This window comes from Rhizobium sp. P2_G9 (assembly GCF_056403475.1).
The window spans coordinates 157,432-180,009 of the sequence record NZ_JBFUFK010000003.1 but is presented as its reverse complement, the minus strand read 5'-3'; the positions used below and the strand labels follow the sequence as shown (position 1 = coordinate 180,009).

The 22,578-nt window shown below is 61.6% G+C and carries 22 protein-coding genes; 8 read left to right on the top strand and 14 right to left on the bottom strand.

What is annotated here, in order from left to right; all coding sequences use genetic code 11:
• Positions 1 to 59: 59 nt before the first annotated feature.
• The 7 genes from AC1DYF_RS03945 to AC1DYF_RS03915 form a co-directional block, all read right to left on the bottom strand.
• Complete coding sequence (locus tag AC1DYF_RS03945; RefSeq protein ID WP_477875367.1) at positions 60 to 1,346, bottom strand: trans-sulfuration enzyme family protein; 1,287 nt, start codon at positions 1,344 to 1,346, stop codon at positions 60 to 62.
• Between the two features lie 158 nt (positions 1,347 to 1,504).
• The gene (locus AC1DYF_RS03940) at positions 1,505 to 2,194 is read right to left on the bottom strand and encodes an ABC transporter permease (RefSeq protein WP_477875366.1); all 690 of its coding nucleotides are present in this window, start codon (positions 2,192 to 2,194) and stop codon (positions 1,505 to 1,507) included.
• Positions 2,195 to 2,205: 11 nt separating this feature from the next.
• Entirely contained in the window at positions 2,206 to 2,928 is a 723-nt protein-coding gene (locus AC1DYF_RS03935; protein ID WP_477875365.1) for an ABC transporter permease, read from the bottom strand.
• A gap of 105 nt (positions 2,929 to 3,033) precedes the next feature.
• Positions 3,034 to 3,804, bottom strand: coding sequence for a transporter substrate-binding domain-containing protein (locus AC1DYF_RS03930; RefSeq protein WP_477875449.1), 771 nt, complete (start codon positions 3,802 to 3,804; stop codon positions 3,034 to 3,036).
• Positions 3,805 to 3,842: 38 nt separating this feature from the next.
• Positions 3,843 to 4,622 (bottom strand): ABC transporter ATP-binding protein, encoded by a 780-nt coding sequence (locus AC1DYF_RS03925; RefSeq protein WP_477875364.1) that lies wholly within the window; start codon positions 4,620 to 4,622, stop codon positions 3,843 to 3,845.
• Positions 4,623 to 4,757: 135 nt separating this feature from the next.
• Complete coding sequence (locus tag AC1DYF_RS03920) at positions 4,758 to 6,167, bottom strand: aldehyde dehydrogenase family protein (protein WP_477875363.1); 1,410 nt, start codon at positions 6,165 to 6,167, stop codon at positions 4,758 to 4,760.
• Positions 6,164 to 7,228, bottom strand: coding sequence for a homoserine dehydrogenase (locus AC1DYF_RS03915; RefSeq protein ID WP_477875362.1), 1,065 nt, complete (start codon positions 7,226 to 7,228; stop codon positions 6,164 to 6,166). The genes AC1DYF_RS03920 and AC1DYF_RS03915 overlap by 4 nt, the downstream gene beginning before the upstream one ends.
• A 232-nt stretch (positions 7,229 to 7,460) precedes the next feature.
• Between AC1DYF_RS03915 and AC1DYF_RS03910 the strand changes: the two genes are divergently transcribed.
• The 7 genes from AC1DYF_RS03910 to AC1DYF_RS03880 all read left to right on the top strand — a co-directional run bounded on the left by AC1DYF_RS03910 (position 7,461) and on the right by AC1DYF_RS03880 (position 14,734).
• Positions 7,461 to 7,928, top strand: a complete 468-nt coding sequence (locus AC1DYF_RS03910) for an Lrp/AsnC family transcriptional regulator (protein ID WP_477875361.1) — start codon at positions 7,461 to 7,463, stop codon at positions 7,926 to 7,928.
• Positions 7,929 to 8,158: 230 nt separating this feature from the next.
• A complete protein-coding gene (locus tag AC1DYF_RS03905) occupies positions 8,159 to 9,148 on the top strand; it encodes a LacI family DNA-binding transcriptional regulator (protein ID WP_477875360.1) in 990 nt (329 codons plus the stop codon).
• Between the two features lie 115 nt (positions 9,149 to 9,263).
• Positions 9,264 to 10,544 carry an ABC transporter substrate-binding protein gene (locus AC1DYF_RS03900; protein ID WP_477875359.1) on the top strand — a complete coding sequence of 427 codons (1,281 nt, stop codon included), beginning with the start codon at positions 9,264 to 9,266 and terminating at the stop codon, positions 10,542 to 10,544.
• A 109-nt stretch (positions 10,545 to 10,653) separates the two neighbouring features.
• Positions 10,654 to 11,502 (top strand): carbohydrate ABC transporter permease, encoded by an 849-nt coding sequence (locus tag AC1DYF_RS03895; protein WP_477875358.1) that lies wholly within the window; start codon positions 10,654 to 10,656, stop codon positions 11,500 to 11,502.
• Positions 11,502 to 12,344: a carbohydrate ABC transporter permease gene (locus AC1DYF_RS03890; RefSeq protein ID WP_477875357.1), complete on the top strand. Its 843-nt coding sequence runs from the start codon at positions 11,502 to 11,504 to the stop codon at positions 12,342 to 12,344. The genes AC1DYF_RS03895 and AC1DYF_RS03890 overlap by 1 nt, the downstream gene beginning before the upstream one ends.
• A gap of 3 nt (positions 12,345 to 12,347) precedes the next feature.
• Complete coding sequence (locus AC1DYF_RS03885; RefSeq protein WP_477875356.1) at positions 12,348 to 13,697, top strand: glycoside hydrolase family 32 protein; 1,350 nt, start codon at positions 12,348 to 12,350, stop codon at positions 13,695 to 13,697.
• Between the two features lie 41 nt (positions 13,698 to 13,738).
• Positions 13,739 to 14,734 carry an ABC transporter ATP-binding protein gene (locus tag AC1DYF_RS03880; protein ID WP_477875355.1) on the top strand — a complete coding sequence of 332 codons (996 nt, stop codon included), beginning with the start codon at positions 13,739 to 13,741 and terminating at the stop codon, positions 14,732 to 14,734.
• Between the two features lie 77 nt (positions 14,735 to 14,811).
• Here AC1DYF_RS03880 and AC1DYF_RS03875 read toward each other — a convergent pair whose 3' ends face one another.
• The 3 genes from AC1DYF_RS03875 to AC1DYF_RS03865 are packed head-to-tail and all read right to left on the bottom strand — an operon-like array spanning position 14,812 to position 17,508.
• Entirely contained in the window at positions 14,812 to 15,963 is a 1,152-nt protein-coding gene (locus tag AC1DYF_RS03875) for an NAD(P)/FAD-dependent oxidoreductase (RefSeq protein WP_477875354.1), read from the bottom strand.
• 3 nt (positions 15,964 to 15,966) lie between these two features.
• Positions 15,967 to 16,287, bottom strand: coding sequence for a 2Fe-2S iron-sulfur cluster-binding protein (locus AC1DYF_RS03870; RefSeq protein ID WP_477875353.1), 321 nt, complete (start codon positions 16,285 to 16,287; stop codon positions 15,967 to 15,969).
• Positions 16,288 to 16,299: 12 nt separating this feature from the next.
• Positions 16,300 to 17,508 (bottom strand): cytochrome P450, encoded by a 1,209-nt coding sequence (locus AC1DYF_RS03865; RefSeq protein ID WP_477875352.1) that lies wholly within the window; start codon positions 17,506 to 17,508, stop codon positions 16,300 to 16,302.
• Between the two features lie 110 nt (positions 17,509 to 17,618).
• Between AC1DYF_RS03865 and AC1DYF_RS03860 the strand changes: the two genes are divergently transcribed.
• Entirely contained in the window at positions 17,619 to 18,542 is a 924-nt protein-coding gene (locus AC1DYF_RS03860) for a LysR family transcriptional regulator (protein ID WP_477875351.1), read from the top strand.
• A 7-nt stretch (positions 18,543 to 18,549) separates the two neighbouring features.
• Here the strand turns inward: AC1DYF_RS03860 and AC1DYF_RS03855 are convergent, their stop codons facing one another.
• Genes AC1DYF_RS03855 through AC1DYF_RS03840 form a run of 4 tightly spaced genes read right to left on the bottom strand, consistent with a single transcriptional unit; the run spans position 18,550 to position 22,578 of the window.
• A complete protein-coding gene (locus AC1DYF_RS03855; protein ID WP_477875350.1) occupies positions 18,550 to 20,163 on the bottom strand; it encodes a bifunctional 3-(3-hydroxy-phenyl)propionate/3-hydroxycinnamic acid hydroxylase in 1,614 nt (537 codons plus the stop codon).
• A 31-nt stretch (positions 20,164 to 20,194) separates the two neighbouring features.
• Positions 20,195 to 20,905: an ABC transporter ATP-binding protein gene (locus AC1DYF_RS03850; protein WP_477875349.1), complete on the bottom strand. Its 711-nt coding sequence runs from the start codon at positions 20,903 to 20,905 to the stop codon at positions 20,195 to 20,197.
• Positions 20,898 to 21,629 carry an ABC transporter ATP-binding protein gene (locus AC1DYF_RS03845; protein WP_477875348.1) on the bottom strand — a complete coding sequence of 244 codons (732 nt, stop codon included), beginning with the start codon at positions 21,627 to 21,629 and terminating at the stop codon, positions 20,898 to 20,900. The genes AC1DYF_RS03850 and AC1DYF_RS03845 overlap by 8 nt, the downstream gene beginning before the upstream one ends.
• Entirely contained in the window at positions 21,613 to 22,578 is a 966-nt protein-coding gene (locus AC1DYF_RS03840) for a branched-chain amino acid ABC transporter permease (RefSeq protein WP_477875347.1), read from the bottom strand. Before AC1DYF_RS03840 ends, AC1DYF_RS03845 begins: the two co-directional genes overlap by 17 nt.

The window sequence follows — 22,578 nt, the reverse complement described above, 5'->3', positions numbered from 1 at the left end:
CTCGCGCAGCTCAATCGCTGCCGCGTTGGCGCCTTGCAGCGTCCTCCCTGCCCAGCCATTCAACCCGAAAGCGCCTGGTCGAGATCGGCGATCAGATCACTCGGTGCCTCCAGTCCCACGGACAGCCGGAACACGCCGTCGCCGGCAAAACGCCGATAGTCTGCGAGCTGGTCGCCGGCGAGCTGGTATGTCGTGTTCATCATCTCCTCGGTATCGAGCAGCACGACGATCGAGCGCTGATGGCCGAGCGAGAAGGCGTAGTGAGCGACCTTGAGACGCTCGGCAAGTTGCTGGGCCATCTTGCCCGGTTCCTTTACCTGGAAGGTCACGATGCCGCCGAATACCTCCATCTGCCGCTTCGCCAGGTCGTGCTGCGGGTGGGAGGCAAGGCCGGGATAGGTCACGGTCGTGACCATGGGATGGCGTTGCAGGAAGGTCGCGACCCGGATCGCCGTCTCCGAGATCGTCCGCAGGCGGGGAAAGAGCGTGTCGATGCCGCGCAGGATGAGCCAGGCGTTCATCGCCGGCATCGAGGCCCCGAGATAGACGCCGGCGCGCGAGCGGATTTTCTCGACGAGCTCTTTGCGCCCACAGACCACGCCACCGAGCGCATCGCCATGGCCATTGATGAATTTCGTCAGCGAATGGATGACGAGGTCCGCGCCCAGCAGAAGCGGTTGCGTGGCAACAGGTGTGGCAAGCGTCGAATCGACCGACATCAGCGCGCCGTGCTGTCGCGCAAGCCCGGCAATGGCGGCAAGATCCGTGAGGCGCAGGATCGGATTGCACGGGCTTTCGCAGTGAACGAGCCTGGTATTGGGCTGGAAAGCGGCCGCAACGTCCTCTGGCCGCGACATGTTCACCGGCGTCACCTCGATGCCGTAATCCGGCAGGATGCGCCGCGCCAGTTCGTTGGCGCCGGCATAACAGACATCGCTGAGAATCAGGTGATCGCCCTTCTTCAGGAAGGTGAGGAATGTAGCTCCGATTGCCGCGACGCCGGTCGCCGTCGCCACCGCATCGTCGGCGCCTTCGAGTGCGGCGAGCCGTTGTTCAAGCTGGCGCACCGTCGGATTGGTCCAGCGCGCGTAGAGAAAGGGCAGTGCGGTCAGGTCATCCACGCCATCGGCCGAAAAAGCGCCGGCGCCCGGCAGCAGCACATTGTTGACGGACATGGAAATGTTCGGCGCGATCGCCTGCGTCGCGGGATCGATGACAAGTCCGGCGCTCAGCGCCAAGGTGTCGCGGCTGAGACCCGCATTCGCGCCAGGCGCCTGCTTGGGAAACTCGGCGCCATAAGCCGGGAGATGTGGGGCCGGAAGATGTGAGAGATTCGTTGCGGTCATCAGGTCCTCCTCGCGATTTCATTCCGTGGAATTTTAGAGCAATGGCATCGTTTTCAGCCGCACAATCGCTCTGTCTGCGGTCCAAACGCGGCCAAGGAGACGCGATTTGCGCGGCAAATGCGCGTGTCAGGCCAAATGCCGGGATAGCCCGATCGATTTCAGCGCCGTATCGGCACTTGCATCTCGACGAAGCGGAAGGCGCGCGTGATGACAAGGGTGAGGCAGACATAGAAGACGGTGACGACGATCAGGGGCTCGTAGACCAGCAGCGTGTCCTGCCTGACCTTGTAGGCCACGGCATAGAGATCCATCACCGTAACGGTGAAGGCAAGCGGCGTTGCTTTCAGCTGCAGCACCACTTCGCCGCCGATGGTCGGCAGCGCGATGCGGATCGCCCGCGGCAGCCAGATGCGGCGCAGCAGCGTCCAGCGGGTCATGCCGAAGGCGCGTCCTGCCTCCAGCTCGCCCTTCGGCACGGCGAGCAGCGCGCCGCGCAGCACCTCAGCCTCATAGGCGGCATAATTGAGCGTGAAGCTCACCGCCGCGAAGAAGAAGCCCTCGCGCACGATCGGCCACAGGAAGCTTGCGCGCAAGCCGGGGATCATCGGCAGGAAAGACCCGACGCCGTAGTAAAGCAGCCACAACTGGATGAGCAGCGGCGTCCCGCGAAAACATGTGCAATAGGCCTTTGCACAGGCGCGCAGCCATAATGGGCCGCCCACCTGCGCCAGCGCCAGGCCGATCGCCAGGATAAAGCCGAACCCGACCGAAATGATGAGCAGCAACAGCGTCTGTTCCGCGCCGGCGACGATCAGCGGCCAATAATTGGAGACCCATGAAAAATCCATCGCTTGTCTCCTCAGACCGGTTTCGGCTGTCCGCGCCGGAAATAGGTTTCAAGACTGGCGAACACGACGTTGGAGAAGAGGGTGATCATCAGGTAGAGGATGGCGGCGGCGAAGAAGAACAGGAAATAGTGCTTGGTATTGCCGGCAGCGAGCCGCGTGGCGAGCGCCAGTTCCTGGTAGCCGACGACGGCGATCAGTGCGCTGTCCTTGGTCACGGACATCCAGAGATTGGCCATGCCGGGCAGCGCATTCGGCATCAGCGCCGGGAGCACGATGCGCCGGAACCGCAGCCAGGGCCGCATGCCGAAAGCGCTGGCCGCCTCGATCTGGCCGACGGGAATGGCGAGGATCGCACCGCGCAGCACTTCCGTCATATAGGCGCCCTGCACGATCCCTAGCACCATGACGGCGGCAAGGAAGCCGTTGATCTCGATCGATGGGAAGCCGAAAGTCGAAAGCAGCCTGTTGATGCCGTCGGTCCCCGCATAGTAGAGGCCGATGATCAGGATCAGCTCCGGAACGGCGCGCATGGCCGTCRTATAGAAATCCAGAAGGACGCGGACGGCGCGGCCGCCCTTGAGTTTGCCTATCGCACCTGCAAGCCCGATCAGCATGCCGACAAGGTAGGCGCCGAGCGAGATCAGGATGGTGGATACCGCGCCCGAGAGCAGCACCCCGCCCCATCCCGGCGGATAGGGAGAAAGCAGTGCCAGAAGGGATGGATTTGTCGACATGGAGACTGTTCCTGGGCAACCGACGAGGTCGCTGCCGCTCAAGCGCTATCGTCTTGAGGAGGATGGACGAGGGCAGGACGCCGCAACGGCGCCCGCCCTTCGGGATCACTCGCCGTAGGGGTCGAAATCGAAATATTTCTTGGAGATTTCAGCGTATTTTCCGCTCGCCCTGACGGCGGCGATGGCGGCGTTCAGCTTGGCGAGGAGTGCGGTATCCTCCTTGCGCAGGCCGCCGCCGATGCCCTGTCCGAGAACCTCCGGATCGTCTTTGACATTGCCCATGTCGGCGCAGCAGCCCTTGCCGAAATCGGAATGGAGGAAGGTCATCAATGGAATGGAATCGCCGAAAACATAATCGACGCGGCCGACGGCGAGGTCCTGGAACGCCTCGTCCAGCGTCGCATAGGTCTTTTCGGATGCCGCGCTCGCATAGTATTTCTTGTAATATTCAGACTGGATCGTCGAAACCTGGATGCCGATCGTCTTGCCCGTCACATCGGCGACATCGGTACCGGCCTTGGCACCCTGCGCGCCGATCAGCTTGCTCGGCGTGTTGTAATATTTGTCGGTGAAGGCGATCGCTTTCTTGCGCTCGTCGGTGATGGACATCGACGACCAGATGACGTCGAACTTCTTGGATTGAAGACCGGGGATCAGACCATCCCAGGACATGTCGACGATGGAGCATTTCTCCTTCATCTCGGCGCAGACGGCATCCATCAGCTCGATTTCCCAACCGACCCATTTTCCGCTGGCGTCCTTGGTAAAGAACGGCGGGTAGGCTTCGTTCATGACGCCGAAGCGCACGTCGGCACTTGCGCCGGCGGCAGAGACAAGGAGCATCGCTCCGGCAGCAAGGTAGATCGCAGTCTTCATCTTCATTCCCCTTCTTTTCGATTGGCGAGCGCGCGGCGTCAGTGACGCGACGCGCTGGTGAATTCCCGGCACCGCGCACTGGCGGGCGCACCGAAGATCTGCTTCGGCGGGCCCTCCTCCTCCACCCGGCCCTGGTGAAGGAACATCACGTGGCTGGAAACGTCGCGGGCAAATTTCATCTCATGCGTGACCAGCAGCATCGTGCGGCCCTCCTCGGCAAGATCGCGGATGACTTTCAGCACTTCCCCGACAAGCTCGGGATCGAGCGCCGATGTCGGCTCGTCGAACAGCATGACCGATGGGTCGACGCAGAGTGCGCGCGCAATGGAAGCGCGCTGCTGCTGGCCGCCTGACAGAAAGGCCGGGTAGACATTGCGCTTCTCATAAAGGCCGACCTTCTGCAGCAGGGCGTCCGCTTTCTCGGTCGCTTCCCTGCGGCTCATGCCGAGGACATACATCGGCGCTTCGATGACATTTTCGAGCACGGTCATGTGAGCCCAGAGGTTGAAACTCTGAAAAACCATGCCGAGGCCAGTGCGAATGCGCTCCACCTGCCGCCAGTTGGCGGGATGGGCGCGGCCATCCCGATCCGCCTTCATCAGCACTTCCTCGCCATTGACGACGAAGCGGCCGCGGTCGGGAATTTCGAGAAAATTGATGCAGCGGAGAAAGGTGCTCTTGCCGGAACCGGAGGAACCGATCAGCGAGATGACAGCGCCCTTTCTTGCGACAAGAGAAATGCCTTTCAGCACTTCATGGGAGCCGTAGCTCTTGTATACGTCGTCCACGCGCAACGCGCAGGAAATGTCGCTCGTCATTCACGTGGTTCCCCAGTTCTGGGTGGATTTGTTTTCACGGAGTTTATCGTCCGCGCGCGCGGCCCGGCTGCGCAATTTGCCACTTTTGAAATTTTTTCCTGCATCATTGTGCGCTTGCTGCGGACTTTCCGCATATTAGCCGCGGTTGATGCAGATCACCTTTGGCTGGGTCATATCTTCATAGGCAAAACGCACGCCTTCGCGTCCCATGCTGCCATGCTTGAAGCCCCCGAAGGGCATGGCGTCGAAGCGGTAGTCCGATGAGTCGTTGATCATCACCCCGCCCGCTTCTATACCGGCCGCCGCTTCCAGCGCATCGGCGAGATTGTTGGTGAAGATGCCGGCATGCAGGCTGTAGTCCGGTTCGTTGGCCATGCGGATCGCGTCGGCAAGCGTCTCGAAACGTTCGAGCGTGACCACCGGCGCGAAGATCTCCTCCCGCCAGAGCCGGCTTGCATGCGAAACATCCTCCAAGACGGTCGGACTGTAGAGTGCGTGCCTGCGCCGATGTCCGCAGAGAAGCCGCGCTCCGGCGCCAATCGCTTCATCGACCGCGGCTTCCGCGCGTTCGGCCGCAGCCGGCGAGATCATCGGCCCGACATCCGTCTCCTCGCGGCAAGGATCACCGGTCCTGAGCCCGGCTGTGCCGGCCACGAACGCCTCACGGAAGTGGTCATAACAGGGGGCTTGAACGAGGATGCGCTGCGTGCCGATGCAGTTCTGACCGGCCGCCCAGAAGGCGCCCGATATGCAGCTTGCCACTGCCTTGCCGATATCGCAGTCCGCCATCACGATAACCGGGGCATTGCCACCGAGATCCATGGCCAGTTTCTTCAGCCCGGCGGACCGGGAGATTGCCTCGCCGGTCGCAAAGCCTCCGGTAAACGACACCATCCGGACGTCCCTGGCCGAAACAATGGCGCGCCCAAGATCCGCACCGCCGATCGCAATAGTGATGATCGTTTCCGGCAAGCTGGCCTCGACCAGCGCCTTGACCAGTTTGACAGCCGAAAATGGCGCAAGTTCCGACGGCTTCAACAGGACCGCATTGCCGCCGGCTATGGCGGGGCCGAGCTTGTGTGCCACGAGGTTCAGCGGGTCGTTGTAAGGCGTGATGGCAGCGACGATGCCGAGTGGCTCGCGTGTGAACCAGCCCTGGCGCGCTTCGGAACCTGCAAAGGCATCGAACGGCACGATCTCTCCGGCATTGCGCCTGGCCTCCTCCGCGGAGAGCCTCAGCGTGTTGACGCAGCGCAACGTCTCCTTGCGCGCCTGGACAATCGTCTTGCCGGCCTCGCTGACGATGGTGCGGGCGAAGTCCTCGCAGCGCTCGTCGACAAGCCTTGCTGCTTTTTCCAGGATGGACGCCCGCTGATGGCGCGGCAGTGCACGCGACAGCGCCGCCCCCTTCCTGGCGCGAGCAAGGAGTGTATCCACATCGTCGTGTCTGCTTACCTCGATGCACCCGACCAGCGAGCCGTCATAGGGGTTGAGAACAGGAAGTTCTTCCACATCCGGAATGCTCCTGGGCTTTGCGGCGGTCATTCTGCGGCTTCCTTCGTCATGCGAGCCGGCGCTGTACGGTGGATGGCGACGATGTCGGAGAGAAGTGCGTAGGCCGTTTCGATCCGCCCGGCTCCAGGGCCGGTGACCGTAACAGCGCCAAGCATGTCGGTGGCGAAGCAAACCGCATTGACGGCGCCACCCACCGCGGCGAGCGGATGGTCGAGGGCCAGGCGCCGCGGTGCGACGCAGGCCTCGATCCGGCCGCTCTCACGGCGGATGGCCGAGCCGATCAGCTTCCAGCGGCAGCCGTCCTTCGCGGCAGCCTCGATGTCCGATACGGTCAGCGACGAGATCCCTTTGCAGGAGACGTCGGCTGGTTTAAGCGCGCCACCCAGGAGTTCGTTCGCCAGGATGACCACCTTGAGCCGCACATCGTGGCCTTCGACATCAGCCGTCGGATCGGCCTCGGCGTAACCGAGTGCCTGTGCCCCGCCCACCGCTTCGGAGAAGCCGAGCCCCGCCTCCATGCGACCCAGGACGAAATTCGAGGTGCCGTTGAGAATGCCTTCGAAGCCGGTAAGCCCGGCACCGGCAAGCGTGGTCTTCGCCATGCGGATGACCGGCGTCCCGCTCATCACCGCGCCTTCATATTCGAAAGACACATGATGACGGCGGGCCAGTGTCTTGAGCTCGTCGGCCGCAAGGGCGACCGGGCCTTTGTTGGTGGTGACCACATGCCTGCCGCTTTCAAGCGCCCAGCGGCAGTGGGACACGGCCGGCTCGCCATTGTCGGGGTTGGTGAAGGTGGCTTCCGCGACGATATCGGCAGGCGCATGCCGGATGACCTTTTCATTGTCCGCCTCCGCCGAGCCGCCGGAAAGCCTGGCAAAGCCGCCTCTTTCGAATTTCGTCCCGACAAGCATGCGCGGATCGATCCCGTTTGCCGAAACGACGGAGCCGAGATTGAGGTCGGTGACCGCAACGATGTTGAGCCGAAAGCCAAGCTCCGCCTGCCAGCGATCGTTGCGCTCGGCCACGAGTTGGGCAAGGGCGCGATTGACCCCACCGAATCCGATAAGCGCGATGTTGTATTGGATCATGTCGGCTCCTCATCCTGAACGATGGCAACAAGATGAGGGTGCAGAGTGTCAGTCGAAAGCTTGCAAAATGGCCAAAGGATTGGACGTTCTGCCAAGCCTCCACAACAAATGCGCAGATTCCACGTAAAAGCGGTGGATTGGGAAGCAGTTAGGCGCCTGTCAGCTGAATTCTGCGGCCATGCCGTGCAATCTGTGCATATTGTGCGCCGAAACGACTGCCGGGAATGAGACCATGGAACCGATTGACGACTTCGACCGCAAGATTCTCGGCATCGTCCAGGTCGACTGCCAGATGAAAGCCGAGGCCATCGGCGACCTCGTCGGTCTCTCCGCTTCGGCTGTCCAGCGTCGCCTGAAGCGAATGCGCGACTCCGGCATCATCACGGCCGAGATCGCGCTTGTCGACCGCAAGGTGGCCGGCAACCCCATGACGTTCATCGCCGGCATGGAGATCGAACGCGAGAACTACGACGCGCTGTCAAAATTCCGGCTCTGGCTGGCCAAGCAGGAGCATATCCAGCAAGTCTATTATGTCACCGGCTCTGTCGACCTGGTCGCGATCATCACCGCGCGTGACGTGGAGCAGTATGACGAGATCACAGCCAACCTGATGTCGGAGAATCCCCAGATCAAGCGTATTCATACCAATGTCGTACTGAAGGACATCAAACTCGGCATGTTCGTGCCGATTGCGGACTGAGCAAAGATTTTTCGCCGTCTATCGACACGTCGCCGACCACCGGCATCGGCTGGCGCTTCTATGACAGATCGGCGCACTTTGCCTGTAAACGTCCCAAATGGAGTTCATCCAAAGACTTTGCGACATGCCCTAAAAAATATATAGACTAGCGAGTGAGTATCGCCGGCGGCCGGCGATCCACCTGCTGCCTCCAAGGCAATATTTCTGGCTGCGTGGGAATCCGCTCGGAAATGGCATCGCAAAAGGAAATCGCGGAACGGGCGAAAACGTCTTTGAAAACGGTTTCGCGCGTCATAAACGGCGATCCGCTCGTCAACGCCAGGACGCGTGCACGCATCGAGGCAATCATCGCCGAAATTGGCTATGAGCCATCGCAAGCCGCGCGCATGATGCGTTCGCAGAAGAGCAATATCATCGGCTTTCTCGCGGCCGGCGTCGCAACCACCTCGTCGTCGATCGAACTCATCCGGGGTGCACAGGATGTCGCTTGGGAACGCGGCAAGCAGATGATGCTGTTCAATATCGAGCGCGACAGTGCCACCGCGTCCCTGGCGCAGAGCCAGCTGGCAGCCTTCCGGGCCGAAGCGGTGATCTATGCCGCCATCTACCATCAGGAAGTGAGGGTTTCGCCGAGCAGCATTCCGCATGTGCTGTTGAACTGCTTCGATGCGGATGGGCGCCTGCCGTCGGTCATACCCGATGACCGCAAGCTTGGCTTCGATCTTGCCACAATAATCTTCGACAAGGGCTACCGCCGCCCGGCCTTTCTCAACCTGGCTGGCCACCTTGTCGCCAGTTCGTTGCGGGCCCAGGGCTTTATCGAGGCGGCGGCGGCCCGCGGGCTGGATGTCAAGCGCTCGATCCAGTCGGCCGCCAAGCCTGGCTACGACGACCAGCCGAGATATATCTCCGACCAGATCCTTCCGCGGCTGTTTTCCGGTCCTGAGCGGCCGGATCTCATCCTCTGCGGACAGGATACCCTCGCAATGGATGTCTATTCGGTGCTGTCCGAGATGGGGCTGAGGGTAGGCCGTGACGTCGCCGTCGCCAGTTTCGACAATCTCGAGCCGATCGCCAGCCTGCTGCGCCCGGGCCTTTCGACCATGGAACTGCCCTATTATGAGATGGGACGGCGCGCGATGATGCATGCCATCGACAGGCCGGGCGATGCCTTGACCCTCCGCCTTGCGGGCCATTTCATCGAGCGCGCATCCATGTAAAGCCGGCTACGTCGCGACAAAACGTCCTTGAAAACACCAATTGACAACGTGAGACAACTCTGACACTCAATTGTCTCACGTTGTCAATGGACGGCGGTCACTGGGGAGGTTCGTGATGAAACGCATTCTTTTTGCGGGCGTGGCTCTTGCCGCCTGCCTTTCGGCTTCGCATGCCTTTGCAGGCAAGATCACCGTCTGGGTGATCGATGGCGATACCGAAAAGCCCTATTTCCAGCAGCTCAAGGATATGTTCAACGCCAAATTCAAGGCTGAGGACGTGAGCGCCGATGTCGTGCCGGTGCCGAATATCAACAACGCGATCCAATCGGCCACGCAATCCGGCGACCTGCCCGACGTGGTCCTGATCGATGGGCCCAACATGGCGAGCATGGCCTGGGCCGGAACGCTTCAGCCAATCGGCTCGCTCATCGATCCCTCAGTGCTCGCCGATCTCCTGCCCTCCGTCAGGGAACAAGGGACCTACGCGCGGACCAACGCGCTCTACAGCATCAGCCCGTATGACTCCTCCGTCATCCTGTGGGGCAACAAGTCGATGCTCGAAAAAGCGGGCGTACGCATTCCCACCACGCCGGACAATGCCTGGAGCCGGGACGAATTCCGTGACGCGCTGGCCAAGCTCGCGACCGTGCCCGGTGTCCGCTGGCCCCTCGATCTGAAGCTCAACTACGGTGCCGGCGAATGGATGACCTATGGCTTCCTTCCGTTTGTGGAGTCCAATGGCGGCGATCTCGTCGACCGCAAGACCTGGGTCGCGGAAGGGACGATCAATTCCAAGGCCAATGTCGATGCTCTTTCCGAAGTCCAATCCTGGGTGAAGAAGGGATGGGTCGTTCCGGCCAGCGCCGGCGACAACACATTCTACGGCGACAAGACCTCGGCGCTCTCCTGGGTCGGCAACTGGATGTGGCCGGCCTATGCCAAGGGACTCGGCAAAGACCTGGTGCTGATTCCGGCGCCGAAATTCGGCCCTGACGGCGTGAAGTCGCCGAATGGCGGCTGGAGCTGGGCTGTTCCAGCCAAGGCGCAGGACCTGAAGGATATCAAGCTTTTCCTCAACTACGCCATGTCGACGGAACAGGTGGCCGCCTATGCCAACATTACCGGCTATGCGCCGTCGCGCACTTCGGCACTGCCCCTGACGGAGAATTTCAAGAAGGGTGCCCCGGGAGAGCTGTTTGCCGAGCAGGGCGCCTGCTGCGCAATGGTCCGACCCGTGCATCCGGCCTATCCGGTGATGACGTCGAGCTGGTCGCAAGCCATTGTCAACATCCTGACCGGCAATGCCGACGTCAAGGCCGAGCTCGACCGCGCCGCCAAGGCGATCGACCAGGATATCGCCGACAACAGTGGCTATCCGCCCTTCGGCAAGCAGTAATTCAGAATAGTCCGACCGGCGAGCGTGGTTCCCGCGCCCGCCGGTCCCGCCGAACGGAACCGAGGTCGTAATGTCTCTCAAATCCCGCAGCCAGCGACAGGAATGGGCAATGCTTCTGCCAGGATTCATCCTGCTGGTGGTCCTGGTGATCGTTCCCTTCCTGCTGTCCTTCTGGTTCTCCTTCACCGATCAACGCATCATGCCGCGACCGATCCCCACCAAATTCGTCGGGCTCGGCAATTATGGGCGCGTGCTGGTCGACCCTCTGTTCTGGCAGGCGATCGGCAATACCGTGCTGTTCGCGCTGCTCGTCGTGCCGCTCCAGCTGGCCATGTCGCTTGGCACCGCGCTGATCCTGAACAGCGCCATTCCGTTTCGCGCCTTTTTCCGCGCCGTGGCGATCCTGCCGCTATTGTTGCCGATGACGGTGATCGCGGCGATCTGGGCCGTGCTCTATCGCATTCCCAACGGCCCGTTCAACACGATCGTTCAATGGTTTGCCGGCGACAGTGTGTTTGTCGATTTCCTCGGCAATTCGATGACTGCCATGGGGGCAATCGTGCTTTTGTCGGCCTGGGCGACCTTTCCGTACCAGATGCTGATCTATCTCGCCGGCCTTCAGGATATACCGGAAGAACAGTATGAGGCCGCCCGCATCGATGGCGCCAATGCCTGGCATCGGTTTCGCTTCGTCACCTGGCCGGGCCTGCGCAACGTCAACATCTTCCTGCTGATCATCACCACGGTAGGCGCACTGAAACTCTTCACCCAGGTGAACATCCTGACCAAAGGCGGTCCGAACGGCGCCACGACGACGATCATCCAATATCTCTATACCCAAGGCTTCGCCCAGCAAAAGGTCGGCTATGCCTCCTCCGTAGCCGTGATGTTCTTCCTCGCCGTGTCGGCGATTGCACTCCTCCAGCGCCGCTTGATCAGGAATGAGGGAGAAGCCTGATGTCCGTCGCCCGCCGTCGTCTCACGATGCCGTTCCTTTTCGCCTGTGCCCTTGCCGTCAGCGTCTTGCTGCCACTGATGATGGCCGTGACTATCAGCCTCAATCCCGACGAGCAGGATATTCTCGTGTCGATGGGCCGGCTCAGATCCTTTATTCCCGAAGTGGTCTCGCTCACCAACTATATCCAGGTCTGGACCGATCCGGTTCATCCCTTCGCCCGCTATCTTGCCAATACGGCGCTGATCGCCTTTTCGACACTGACCCTCTCCATCCTGCTCAACTCGATGGCCGCCTTCGTACTCGCGCAGGGGACCATCCGCCTGCGCCGGCCCCTGATGGTCATCATCCTGGCGACGCTTGCCATTCCGTGGGAAAGCCTGGCTTTGCCGCAGCTGATGATGGCGGGCTGGGCGCATCTGATCGATGGCTACACGGTGCAGATCGTGCCTGGGGTCGCCAATGCCATGTCGATCTTCCTGTTCTACCAGTTCTTCACCCGCTTTCCGAAAGAATTGATCGAGGCGGCGCGGATCGACGGCTTTTCCTTCTTCCAGATCTACCGCTATGTCGCCATGCCGCTTTCCCGGCCGGTCATCTCGGCCATTGCCGTGCTGCAGTTCCTGGAGATCTGGAACTCCTATCTCTGGCCGGTCATGGTGACGCGCGGTCCCGAACATCGGCCGCTATCGGTTGCGATGTCTGCTTATTACGGCACCAACCAGGCCTATTGGGGCAACATCATGGCTTTCGCCGTCTGCATGGCCGTGCCTGTCGTCCTGTTCTTTCTGATCATGCAACGCCAGTTCATCGCCTCGGTCATGGGCTCGGGCGTCAAGGGGTAATCCATGGACATTTCCGAGAAATACCGCCCTCGCCTGCATTTTTCGCCGGCGAGCGGTTGGATGAACGATCCCAATGGGTTGATCGTCGTCGACGGCCGATATCATCTGTTCTATCAGCACGATCCGCACAGCGTCAGCCATGGCCCGATGCATTGGGGGCATGCGTCCAGCGAAAACCTGGTCGATTGGCTGGAACACGCGGTCGCCCTTCGGCCCGACGCAGATGACGCCTGCTGGTCCGGCTCTGCCATCGAGACGGCTGAAAAAGAGGTCAAGCTCTTCTATACCGCGCACCGGCAGATGGCGGACGGACGCGATGTCGAGAGCCAGCGCCTCGTACATGCCGACCGGTCGCTTCAGACCTTCGCCGTCGATCCCGGAAATCCGGTCCTGGCCAATCCCGGCCTCGAGGTTTTCCGTGATCCTAAGGTGATCTGGCATGCCGAGAGCGCGCAATGGGTCATGCTGGTGACCATGGGCGAGACGATCGGTTTCTATGGGTCGACCAACCTGGTTGACTGGGAACCGTTGAGCACTTTCGGCGACCATGACGGCTGCCACGGCGGGGGGCCATGGGAGTGTCCCGACCTGATCAGGCTTGCCGCTCCCGACGGGTCCGAGCATTGGGCGCTGATCGTCGGCATAGGTGGCGGCGCTTATGCCGGAGGTTCCGGCACGCAGTATTTCATCGGCGCCTTCGACGGCAGGACCTTCAGCAACGCCAATCTGCCTTCCACCATTCTCTGGCTCGACCATGGCCGTGACTGCTACGCCGCCCAGACCTTCTTCGATGCCGAGGCGGGGCGGCCTCTCGCGCTCGCCTGGGCGAGCAACTGGCTTTATGCACGGGCGACGCCGACCACGGCATTTCGCGGCGTCATGACGCTACCGCGCGAAATCAGGCTGGTTGGCGACGCGGCACGCCTGCGCCTGGCCATGCACGTGCCGACCACGGTTCACCGCCGCTTTGCCTGTTACCGTCCGGATATCGCGAACGGAACCTACCGCTGGGAGGCGCTTGTCCGCCTCGAACCGGGCGAGGAGCAAGCCATCGCCTTGTTCGGCGAAGCGGCGCCGCATCTCACCCTCATCCGGGATACACATGCGCACGGCCGCATCCGCTCAAGCCGCGACGCGACGCATGCAATACCGGATTTCGCCCACGACTATGAAGTGGAGATCGACTGGCCGGAAGGCGGTCTCGATCTGACGCTCTATGTCGACCAGGGGGTGGTGGAGCTCTGCGCCGATCGGGGACGGGTCTGGATCACCAATCTCTTCTACCCCGAAGAGCCGGCAGGCGCGCTTTCCGTCACCCTTCGCGAGGCGGCCAGGCTCAAGGATGTCGCCTGAACCGCAGCCGCGACGCGGGCGCAAAACAACAGGAGGACAGAATGGCTGATGTCAATTTCAGATCCGTCGCCAAGCGATTTGGCGCTCATACGGTCATCCCGGAGCTCGACCTGACGATAGGCGACGGTTCMTTTACCGTCCTGGTCGGTCCGTCCGGCTGCGGCAAGTCGACATTGCTCCGAATGATTGCCGGGCTGGAGGAGGTGTCCTCCGGCTCGATTTCCATCGGCGGCGAGAACGTCACCGACCGGGATCCCTCCGAACGCGGCATCGCCATGGTTTTCCAGTCCTACGCGCTCTACCCGCATATGAGCGTCGCCGACAATATCGGCTTCGGGCTCAAACTGGCAGGACTGGCGAAAGTCGAGCTCGACGCGCGGGTGACCGAAGCCGCTTCGATCCTGCAACTGACATCGCTTCTCGACCGCAAGCCTCGCCAGCTCTCGGGCGGCCAGCGCCAACGCGTGGCCATCGGCCGTGCCATCGTTCGCAAACCCAAGGTCTTCCTGTTTGATGAGCCGCTGTCCAATCTCGACGCGGCCTTGCGTTCCCAGATGCGGGTCGAACTGGCCGAACTGCATGAGCGCCTGGGGGCGACCATGGTCTATGTCACCCACGACCAAGTGGAAGCGATGACCATGGCGGATCAGATCGTCGTGCTGAACGGCGGCCGGATCGAGCAGGTCGGTCCGCCGATGGATCTCTATTCCTGCCCGGCCACAGCATTCGTCGCCGGCTTCATCGGCTCACCAAAGATGAATTTCATTGAGGGGCCGGAGGCAGAGGTGCTTGGCGCCAAGCTGATCGGCATCCGCCCCGAACACCTGAAGATCGGTGGCGACGGCCGCTGGCACGGCAGTATCCGCCATGTCGAGCATCTAGGGTCGGAAACGCTGCTCTATGTCGAAACGGCCTCGGTCGGGACGCTAACCATCAAAATGGATGGTAATCACGACGTTCGCATCGGAAGCGTGACCGCGATCTGGTTCGACGACGCTAACCTGCATCGCTTCAATGACGAATCTCGCCTGGCATAGGGCTGGGTTGGAAATGGGCGTTTGCAACCCTAAACGTTTCCGCCTGCACAACCGACGTCAGGAGACGAGGCTTTTCGCTAAACAAGTCCAAGTTCGCGCTTGGCGGTCATGAAGCCGCGGGCATCGTTGATGCAGTCGACGGCGATCAGGTTGCCGGCGCGGAAATAGGAGACACGCAGACTATCCTCCGCCGGACCCGTGGCAGCCTCGGTGTGATCGAAGCCGCGGTTGAGGCCGGCGATCTGCAGTTTCGTCGCATATTGATCCGACCAGAACCATGGTCGCGGACGATAAGGACAATTCTCGCCGAGAATGTTGCAGGCGACCTGTTCGGCTTGCGCGATCGCATGCGGAACGGATTCGAGACGAATCCAATCGCCATCATGCAGGAAGCATGCGCAATCCCCTGCAGCCCAGATATGAGGATCCGATGTCCGGCCACTCGCGTCGACCATGACACCATTGCCAATCGTCAGCCCAGCACGCTCGGCGAGACCGCTATTGGGGCGAACACCAATCCCCACCACGACCGCATCGACGGATAGGCGCGTGCCGTCCGTCAACGCGGCCATGATCGCCGGCCCGTCCACGATCAGCGTGTCGAGACCGACCGCCTCGCGAATCGTGACGCCCTGGGAGGCATGAAGTTCGCGCAAATGTCTGGCCGTGGGCTCCGCAGCCACGCGGCCAAGGATGCGATCTGCCATTTCGATGAGCGTCACGGTCGCACCCGCCTGACGCCCGGCCGCAGCCACTTCGAGGCCGACATAGCCGCCACCGACAACGAGAATACGCGCTCCGTCATGCAGCATTGGCCGCAACCGGTCCGCATCGGCCATCGTTCGGAGATGGAACACCTTTGCCACGTCGCCGCGTATCCGAGCCGGGAGTTCGATCGGGCTCGCGCCTGTTGCCAGAACGAGGTGATCGTAAGACAAACGACCCGCCTTGGTCACGACAAGCCGCAATTCCCGGTCGATTGCCAGGACCGGTTCGTTGACGCGGAGGTCGATCGCCACGCTCACGAAAAAATCGGACGCGCGGAAGGCCATGCGTTCCGGCTCGAGCTTGCCGAGCAGATAGGCCTTGCTCAGCGGCGGACGCTGATAGGGCACGACACCCTCATCGCCGAACAGCGTGATTGCTCCCGAAAAACCCTGCTGCCGCAGTTTCGCAGCGCAGGCAAATCCCGCCTGGCCGGCACCAACGATGACGACGCGATCAACCATGGCTCAACCGGCGGCGGGGATGGTGATCAGGCTGCCGTCGAGGCGGCCATCCACCCGGATCTGGCAGCTCAGGCGACTGCCGGCCTGTCGCGGCGCCTCGGTGAAATCGAGCATGTCGTTCTCGTGCTCGCTGATCGGGTCGAGCGCGGCGGCGAGATGATCATCGACGACGACATGGCAGGTGGCACAGGCCGCAGAACCGTTACATTCGGCGATGATGCCGGGAATGGAGTTCTGCAGCGCGACTTCCATCAGGCTCAGGCCTTCTCTGGCCGTGCAGGACTGTTCCTTCCCATTGGGAAGGGCGAATGTAATCATCATCATCGTGATCTCCTCTCAGCAGTCCCAGACGACCGGAAGCGTTGTCGGGCCGCGGAAGACCCAGCCTTGGATGCGCACCGCATCCGGGTTCCGGAGCCGCAGGTTCGGCAGCCTCTCGAACAGTTTCGGCACGACGAGCCGGCCGACCATGTGCCGCGCGACCCAGGTGCCAGCGCAGAAATGCGCACCGGCGCCGAAGGCCAGATGCGACTTCTTCTCGCGGAACACATCGAAGCGGTCGGGCGCGTCGAAACGGTTCGGATCCCGATTGGCGGCGCCGACGCAGAGGCCGACCTGGTCGCCGGCCCGCAATTGCACGCCTGAGAATGCGATGTCGCGGGTCACGCGCCGCGGATACATGCCGATCGGCGAAATCCAGCGCACGGATTCTTCGAAGGCGGTGGGCCAAAGATTGGCATCCGCCATAATGCGCCCAAGCTGGTCAGGATTCTGCAACAGTCCGAGAACCATGGTCAGAATGGAATCGCGCGGCTCGTTCAGCCCGCCGCCGACGGCGACTTTGATATTGGCGTAGATCTGCTCGATCGTATGCGGCTGATCAGCATGAACCATCGACGACAGGACGGATGTGTTGGGATTGTCGCGATAATAGGGCAAAGCGTGATCGACGGCTGCCTCGACCCCTTTCGCGGCCTCAGCCGCCTTGCGGGAAATGTCAGCGTCGCCGGAATAATTACCCGCGCCATCGATCAGGCACTGCGACCAGAGCGCCATGGTCTGCCAGTCGACATCGAGAAAGCCAAGCACTTCGGCCAATGCCCTGCCGGCCATGGGCGCTGCCAGCACATCGAAGAGATCGGCCTCGCCCTCCCTTTCGAACCCGGCCATGATCTCGTCGAAGATCGCCTCGAGCCGTGGCGCCCAGCAGGATTTGACCGCACCCGGCCGCAAAGCGGGCTCGACCGCTTTGCGTTCCACGGCATGGGCCTCGCCGTCCTTGCGCATCATCGTGTGACCCATGACCTTGTTGACAAGAGATTGCGGGTTTTCCGAAGAGAACGTCTCGGGGTCGCGCTCCATTGCCATGATGTCGTCGTAGCGCGTGGCGACCATGATGTTGGCCGCCTCGATCCGGACCACTGCCGCCATGTCCCGGGCACGCTTGAACGTCGGATATGGGTCTTTCAGCAGGTCGGCGAAAGACACGTCCGAGATTACCGGAACGGCGCGCGCGACTTCTGACTGGGTAAAAACCTCTCCCACTGCTTCCTCCAAAGCAAACTTCATGAACGGAGCGTAGTACAGGGCTTCCCTTCTGCCAATTGGATGGATACGATCGAGGTCATCGACTTTTTCGATGACAGGGACTATCGATGCTGCCTGAGGAACTGGGGCAAATTGATCTGCGCACGCTGCATATGCTGGTGACGGTGTCGGATTGCGGCTCGTTTTCCGCCGCATCGGCCATGCTCGATGTCAGCCAGTCGACCGTCAGTTATACGATCGACCGGCTGCGTCGTGCCTTCGGCGATCCGCTGTTCGTCCGCCAGGGCAACCGTGTCGCAGAAACCGAGAAATGCCGCGATCTCGTCTCGCAGGCACGCGAGATCGTCAATCGTATGCACGCAATTGCGGCACCCAGCGATTTCGATCCATCGACCGCGGAAGGCTCGGTGACGCTCTCCTGCAATCATCATGAGCGTTTTCTGCTTGTGCCGCCCTATCTCGCCGCCCTGCGTCCAGTGGCACCACGCGTGGTCCTCAACCTCTTGGAATCAGCGGTCAACGGCAAGCGGCAATTGAAGGACAATAGTGCGGATATCGTCCTTGGCCCGGTGCGAATCCTGGGCGAAGGCTATTTCCGCCGGCATATCGTTTCGGATCATTATTCCTGCGTGATGGACCGTGCCAATCCACTTGCAGAAGGCGAACTGACGCTCGACCGCTATCAAACGGCAGCGCATGTCACAGTGACCTATAACGGCCAATGGCACGCGCTTTATTTCGAGGCGCTGCGCCTCCGCGACATCACGCTCAAGCCGCAGCTGACGCTGCCGGGCCACGACAGCCTAGACCTGATGATCGCCGGCACCGACCTGGTGGCGACCATTCCCAATCGCATGGCGAGCGCCTATCGGGATCGCCTGGCGGTTCGGCCCTTCCCGATCCACATTCCGATCGAGATTGACATGTATTGGACCGAGCGCACGCACCGCTCCGGCCTGCATCGCTGGGCACGGCAGCTTTTGGCGGATATTGCGAGAACGCTGACGCCCGACGCTCAACCGACCGAATGAGCAAATGTCAGACGGCCAGGCGGGCCGATTGACCGGCCGCGTCTATGCTGCTTCGGCCGAACCATGATCCGAGCTGGTCCAACAGGGCTTCCAACCCGCTGTTGTCCTCGGCCAGCCCGAACACCACCCTGTCGGGACGCATTAAGACGGCGCTAGCGCCGTGACCGGCGAGCCAGTTGCGCAGGACGCCGTCTGCTTCCACCGGGCCCATCCCATCACATCCGAATTCAAAGACGGCAATATCGAGCCGGCTCGCCCGCTGACGATTGGTCTCGCTGATATCGAAGCCATCGATCAGAAGTGCGAAACTCTGGCCGATAACATCATCCAGCAAAACTGAACCTTGCTCAACGCCTATTCGAGGCTGAGGGCAGGCCTCACCGGCCCCGGGCATCGGCTCACCCATCGAATGAAGCGCGATCAGACCGTCTGCAATCGGCGGAAACAGGTCCTGCCGCACCTGTATGCCTTTGCCGTCGCGGACAAGCGCCTTCATATTCTCATCGCGGCGCCTCGCCATGTCTTCGTCGGTCTCGCAGATGACCTCGCCCAGTCCCTTGGTGATCGCAATCACCTTGCGCACCAGTGGCCGCCGCTCCTGCTCGTAGCTGTCCAGCAAGCGTGACAGCGCCCCTTTCAGAACGTGCGCCAGCTTCCATCCGAGATTGGCGGCATCCTTGATGCCCTGGACCATGCCCTGCGCCAGGAAGGGCGGTGTCATGTGGCAGGCGTCGCCAGCCAGAAAGACATTGCCGACCCGCCAGCGTTCCGCCACCAGTGCGTGGAAGCGGTAGGTAGCCGAGCGCCAGATCTCCGCCTGCCCCGGCCTGATGAATGGCGAAAGCAGCTCCCAGATGCGCTCCGGCTGATTGATCTCTTCCGGTGTTTCCCCGGGAAGCAACATGAACTCCCAGCGTCTCAGATTGCCCGGTAGCACGACGAATGTATGGGGTCGTGCCGGATGGCAGAACTGCACATTGGTTTCCGGCAAGTCATGTGCTTCATCGCCGAGAATGACGTCGATGACCAGCCAGGGCTGATCGAAGATGAGGTCCTCGAAGCTGATTCCGAGACTGCGCCGGACGAAGCTGGGGCCACCGTCACAGCCGACCACGAAAGGTGCCGCCAGAGCGGCCGTCTCACCCGTGGCGATATCGCGCAGAGACAGATGCGGCTTGTCCGGGTTTTCCAGCGCGACAATCTCGGTGCCGGTCAGCAGCGAGACGGTATCCCACGCCTTTGCTTTTTCATGCAGGATTCGCTCAAGTTCAGGCTGGACGAAGGTCATATAGGCCGGCCAGCCCAGTTTGTGTGGTGGCGGTGGCGAGATGAACCGGCGCAACAGCGAACCGTCTGCGGCACGGTATTCCGAATCCCGATATTCTCCGACGACATCAGCCAGATCATCGGCGACGCCGATAGTCTGGAAGATGCGCATGACTTCATGATCCATGCCGATCGCCCGCGGCAGGGGATAGACATCCTCCCTCGCATCCACGCCCAGGACTTTGACGCCCAGGCTTCCGAGGATATTGCAGAGTGTGATCCCGACCGGCCCCAGACCGACGACCACGACGTCGGGCGACACATCGGACAGATGTGTGAATTCGATCTTTCCCATCAAGCACTTTCCATTCTCATGCCCGGCACCTTTAATGATGACCCAGGAAAGCTTTCTTCACAGCCGGATCGTTGCGGAGATTGTCAGCCGTATTCTCACCCACGATCCGGCCGGCTTCGAGAAGATAGCCGCGGCTTGCGATCGACAGGCTGGCGCGGACGTTCTGCTCGACCACCAGCATTGACATTCCCGTATCCCGAATGCGCTTGAGCGCTTGAAACAGCTCCCCGACCACGATCGGCGCCAGACCGAGGCTGGGCTCGTCCAGCAACAGCAGATCGGGCTTGGACATCAGGGCGCGCGCGACGGCAACCATCTGCTGCTCGCCGCCGGACATGGTGCCGACCCGCTGCGCCCTGCGCTCGGCAAGCCTGGGAAAGAGTTTCAGCACCTCTTCACGGCGGGTTCCCACGCCTTCACGCGCGCGTTTCGGATTGGCGCCGAGCCAGAGGTTTTCGTCCACGGTCATTTCGGTAAAGACTCCCCGCCCCTCCGGAACATGCGCAATGCCGCATTCTACGACCTTGTGGGCAGCGAGACGGGTAATGTCCTTTGCCAGGAACGCCACCTTACCGCCGCCCGAAAGCGGCACCATAGCCGTCAGCCCACGCAGCAACGTCGACTTGCCGGCGCCGTTCGCGCCGAGAATGACCACGCATTCGCCCTTGTCGACCTTCATGGAAACATCGTCCAGAGCCAAATGCTTGCCATAGCGAACCGACAGATTGCGTGCCTCAAGCATAATCGAACTCTCCCAGATAGGCAGCGACGACGTTGGCGTCCGCCAGGACCGTCGCCGTGGGACCATCGGCGATGACGCTGCCGGCGCTCATCACCACGCAGCGTGGGCAGAGCTCGCGCACGGCCTCCATGATATGTTCCACCAACAGGATGGTCATTCCGGTATGACCGAGCGAGCGGATGAGCTCGATCCCGGTTCCAAGCTCGGTGGGATTCAGCCCGGCAAGCCACTCGTCGAGCAGGAGAATATCCGGCGCCGGCCCGATGGCACGGGCGAGTTCGAGCCGCTTCTGGTCGATGTAATTGAGATCATGCACCGAAGCCTGACCTCGGCCCGCCAGCCCCACCATTGCGAGCACCTCATCCGCACGCTCATGGGCCGCGTGACCCCAGAGCGGACGACGGCCGAAGGCGAGCGAAAGCACGACATTGTCCCGGACGCTGAGCGAGGCAGCGAGCCGCACCAGTTGGAACGTGCGGGCGATACCCTGCCGTGCGCGTAAATGAACCGGCATGTGGTGAACCGGCGCGCCGTTGAGCAGGACTTCGCCTCCGGTCGGACTGAGAGCCCCGGAAATCAGGTTCATCACCGTGGTCTTGCCCGATCCGTTCGGGCCGAGAAGGCCGACGACCTCGCCCTTTGTAACGGAGATGCCGACATTGTTGACGGCAACCAGGCCGCCGAACTCCTTCCTGAGGTTTTTGAGTTCAAGCAAGCTGCTCATGCGACACCTCTTGCGAACCGTTCGACTTGCCGCTTCGCGCGCTCAAATATTTCCAAAGCTGCTCCAGCCGGGCTAGCACGCCATCCGGAAACAGGAAGACGATGGCGATAAAGAGCAGGCCGAGAATGATGGAATAATGATCCGGAAAGCGGCCGGAGAGCCATTCGAACAGAAAGAACAACGGCACGGCGCCGCAGGCCGGCCCCCACAGCCGCGATGCACCGCCGAGCAGTGCCATGATCAGCGTCAGGAAGGATATCGTCGGATTGAAGACGATGCTCGGTTCGACATAGGTCCAGCGCGGCGCCTCTATGGCACCGATGAGAGTGATGAGTACGGAGCTGATGGCGAACAGCACGAGCTTGACGCGGGTGACATCGACGCCGGCATGGCGCGCGACGACCTCATCGTCGCCGATGGCCCGTACGGCCAGTCCGAGCCTGCCCCGGTCGATCCACCAGCGGATCGCCAGCGCCACTGCGGATACCGCCAGCAGCAGGTAATAAATGCCTGATGTGTCGACATCGACGAAGATGTAGCGGCCGAGCGTGCCGGTGATGTTGACCTCATACCAGGTCAGCAATTGCCGGACCATTTCGGCGAGACCGAAGCTGAAGACGACGAAATAGACACCGGCCAGCCGCAGCGTCGCCAAGCCGACGACCAGCGATGCAACAAGCCCGATCAGCGCCGCGACGACGAGGATCAGATAGAACGGCAGGTCATCGGCGAGGACGGCGACCGTGTAGGCCCCCGCCCCGAAGAACGCCACGGTGGCTAGTGAGACGTAGCGCGTCRGGCCTGAAAACAAAGCCCAGCTCGAGGTAAGCGCGACATAGCCCATCACGCCAATCGCGAGCCCCAGGCCATAATCCTCGACGAAGAACGGCACGGCGGCTAACCCGGCGAGGAGCAGACAGAGCAAAAAGGGAAAGCCGAACGTCTTCAT

Excerpts from the sequence above, each read along its gene's own strand:
- AC1DYF_RS03905 (WP_477875360.1), top strand. The coding sequence starts at position 8,159 with ATGGCATCGCAAAAGGAAATCGCGGAACGGGCGAAAACGTCTTTGAAA.
- AC1DYF_RS03925 (WP_477875364.1), bottom strand. The coding sequence starts at position 4,622 with ATGACGAGCGACATTTCCTGCGCGTTGCGCGTGGACGACGTATACAAG.
- AC1DYF_RS03915 (WP_477875362.1), bottom strand. The coding sequence starts at position 7,228 with ATGATCCAATACAACATCGCGCTTATCGGATTCGGTGGGGTCAATCGC.
- AC1DYF_RS03870 (WP_477875353.1), bottom strand. The coding sequence starts at position 16,287 with ATGATGATGATTACATTCGCCCTTCCCAATGGGAAGGAACAGTCCTGC.
- AC1DYF_RS03895 (WP_477875358.1), top strand. The coding sequence starts at position 10,654 with ATGCTTCTGCCAGGATTCATCCTGCTGGTGGTCCTGGTGATCGTTCCC.
- AC1DYF_RS03900 (WP_477875359.1), top strand. The coding sequence starts at position 9,264 with ATGAAACGCATTCTTTTTGCGGGCGTGGCTCTTGCCGCCTGCCTTTCG.
- AC1DYF_RS03875 (WP_477875354.1), bottom strand. The coding sequence starts at position 15,963 with ATGGTTGATCGCGTCGTCATCGTTGGTGCCGGCCAGGCGGGATTTGCC.
- AC1DYF_RS03930 (WP_477875449.1), bottom strand. The coding sequence starts at position 3,804 with ATGAAGACTGCGATCTACCTTGCTGCCGGAGCGATGCTCCTTGTCTCT.
- AC1DYF_RS03940 (WP_477875366.1), bottom strand. The coding sequence starts at position 2,194 with ATGGATTTTTCATGGGTCTCCAATTATTGGCCGCTGATCGTCGCCGGC.
- AC1DYF_RS03855 (WP_477875350.1), bottom strand. The coding sequence starts at position 20,163 with ATGGGAAAGATCGAATTCACACATCTGTCCGATGTGTCGCCCGACGTC.
- AC1DYF_RS03850 (WP_477875349.1), bottom strand. The coding sequence starts at position 20,905 with ATGCTTGAGGCACGCAATCTGTCGGTTCGCTATGGCAAGCATTTGGCT.
- AC1DYF_RS03845 (WP_477875348.1), bottom strand. The coding sequence starts at position 21,629 with ATGAGCAGCTTGCTTGAACTCAAAAACCTCAGGAAGGAGTTCGGCGGC.
- AC1DYF_RS03945 (WP_477875367.1), bottom strand. The coding sequence starts at position 1,346 with ATGACCGCAACGAATCTCTCACATCTTCCGGCCCCACATCTCCCGGCT.
- AC1DYF_RS03860 (WP_477875351.1), top strand. The coding sequence starts at position 17,619 with ATGCTGCCTGAGGAACTGGGGCAAATTGATCTGCGCACGCTGCATATG.
- AC1DYF_RS03885 (WP_477875356.1), top strand. The coding sequence starts at position 12,348 with ATGGACATTTCCGAGAAATACCGCCCTCGCCTGCATTTTTCGCCGGCG.
- AC1DYF_RS03910 (WP_477875361.1), top strand. The coding sequence starts at position 7,461 with ATGGAACCGATTGACGACTTCGACCGCAAGATTCTCGGCATCGTCCAG.
- AC1DYF_RS03890 (WP_477875357.1), top strand. The coding sequence starts at position 11,502 with ATGTCCGTCGCCCGCCGTCGTCTCACGATGCCGTTCCTTTTCGCCTGT.
- AC1DYF_RS03920 (WP_477875363.1), bottom strand. The coding sequence starts at position 6,167 with ATGACCGCCGCAAAGCCCAGGAGCATTCCGGATGTGGAAGAACTTCCT.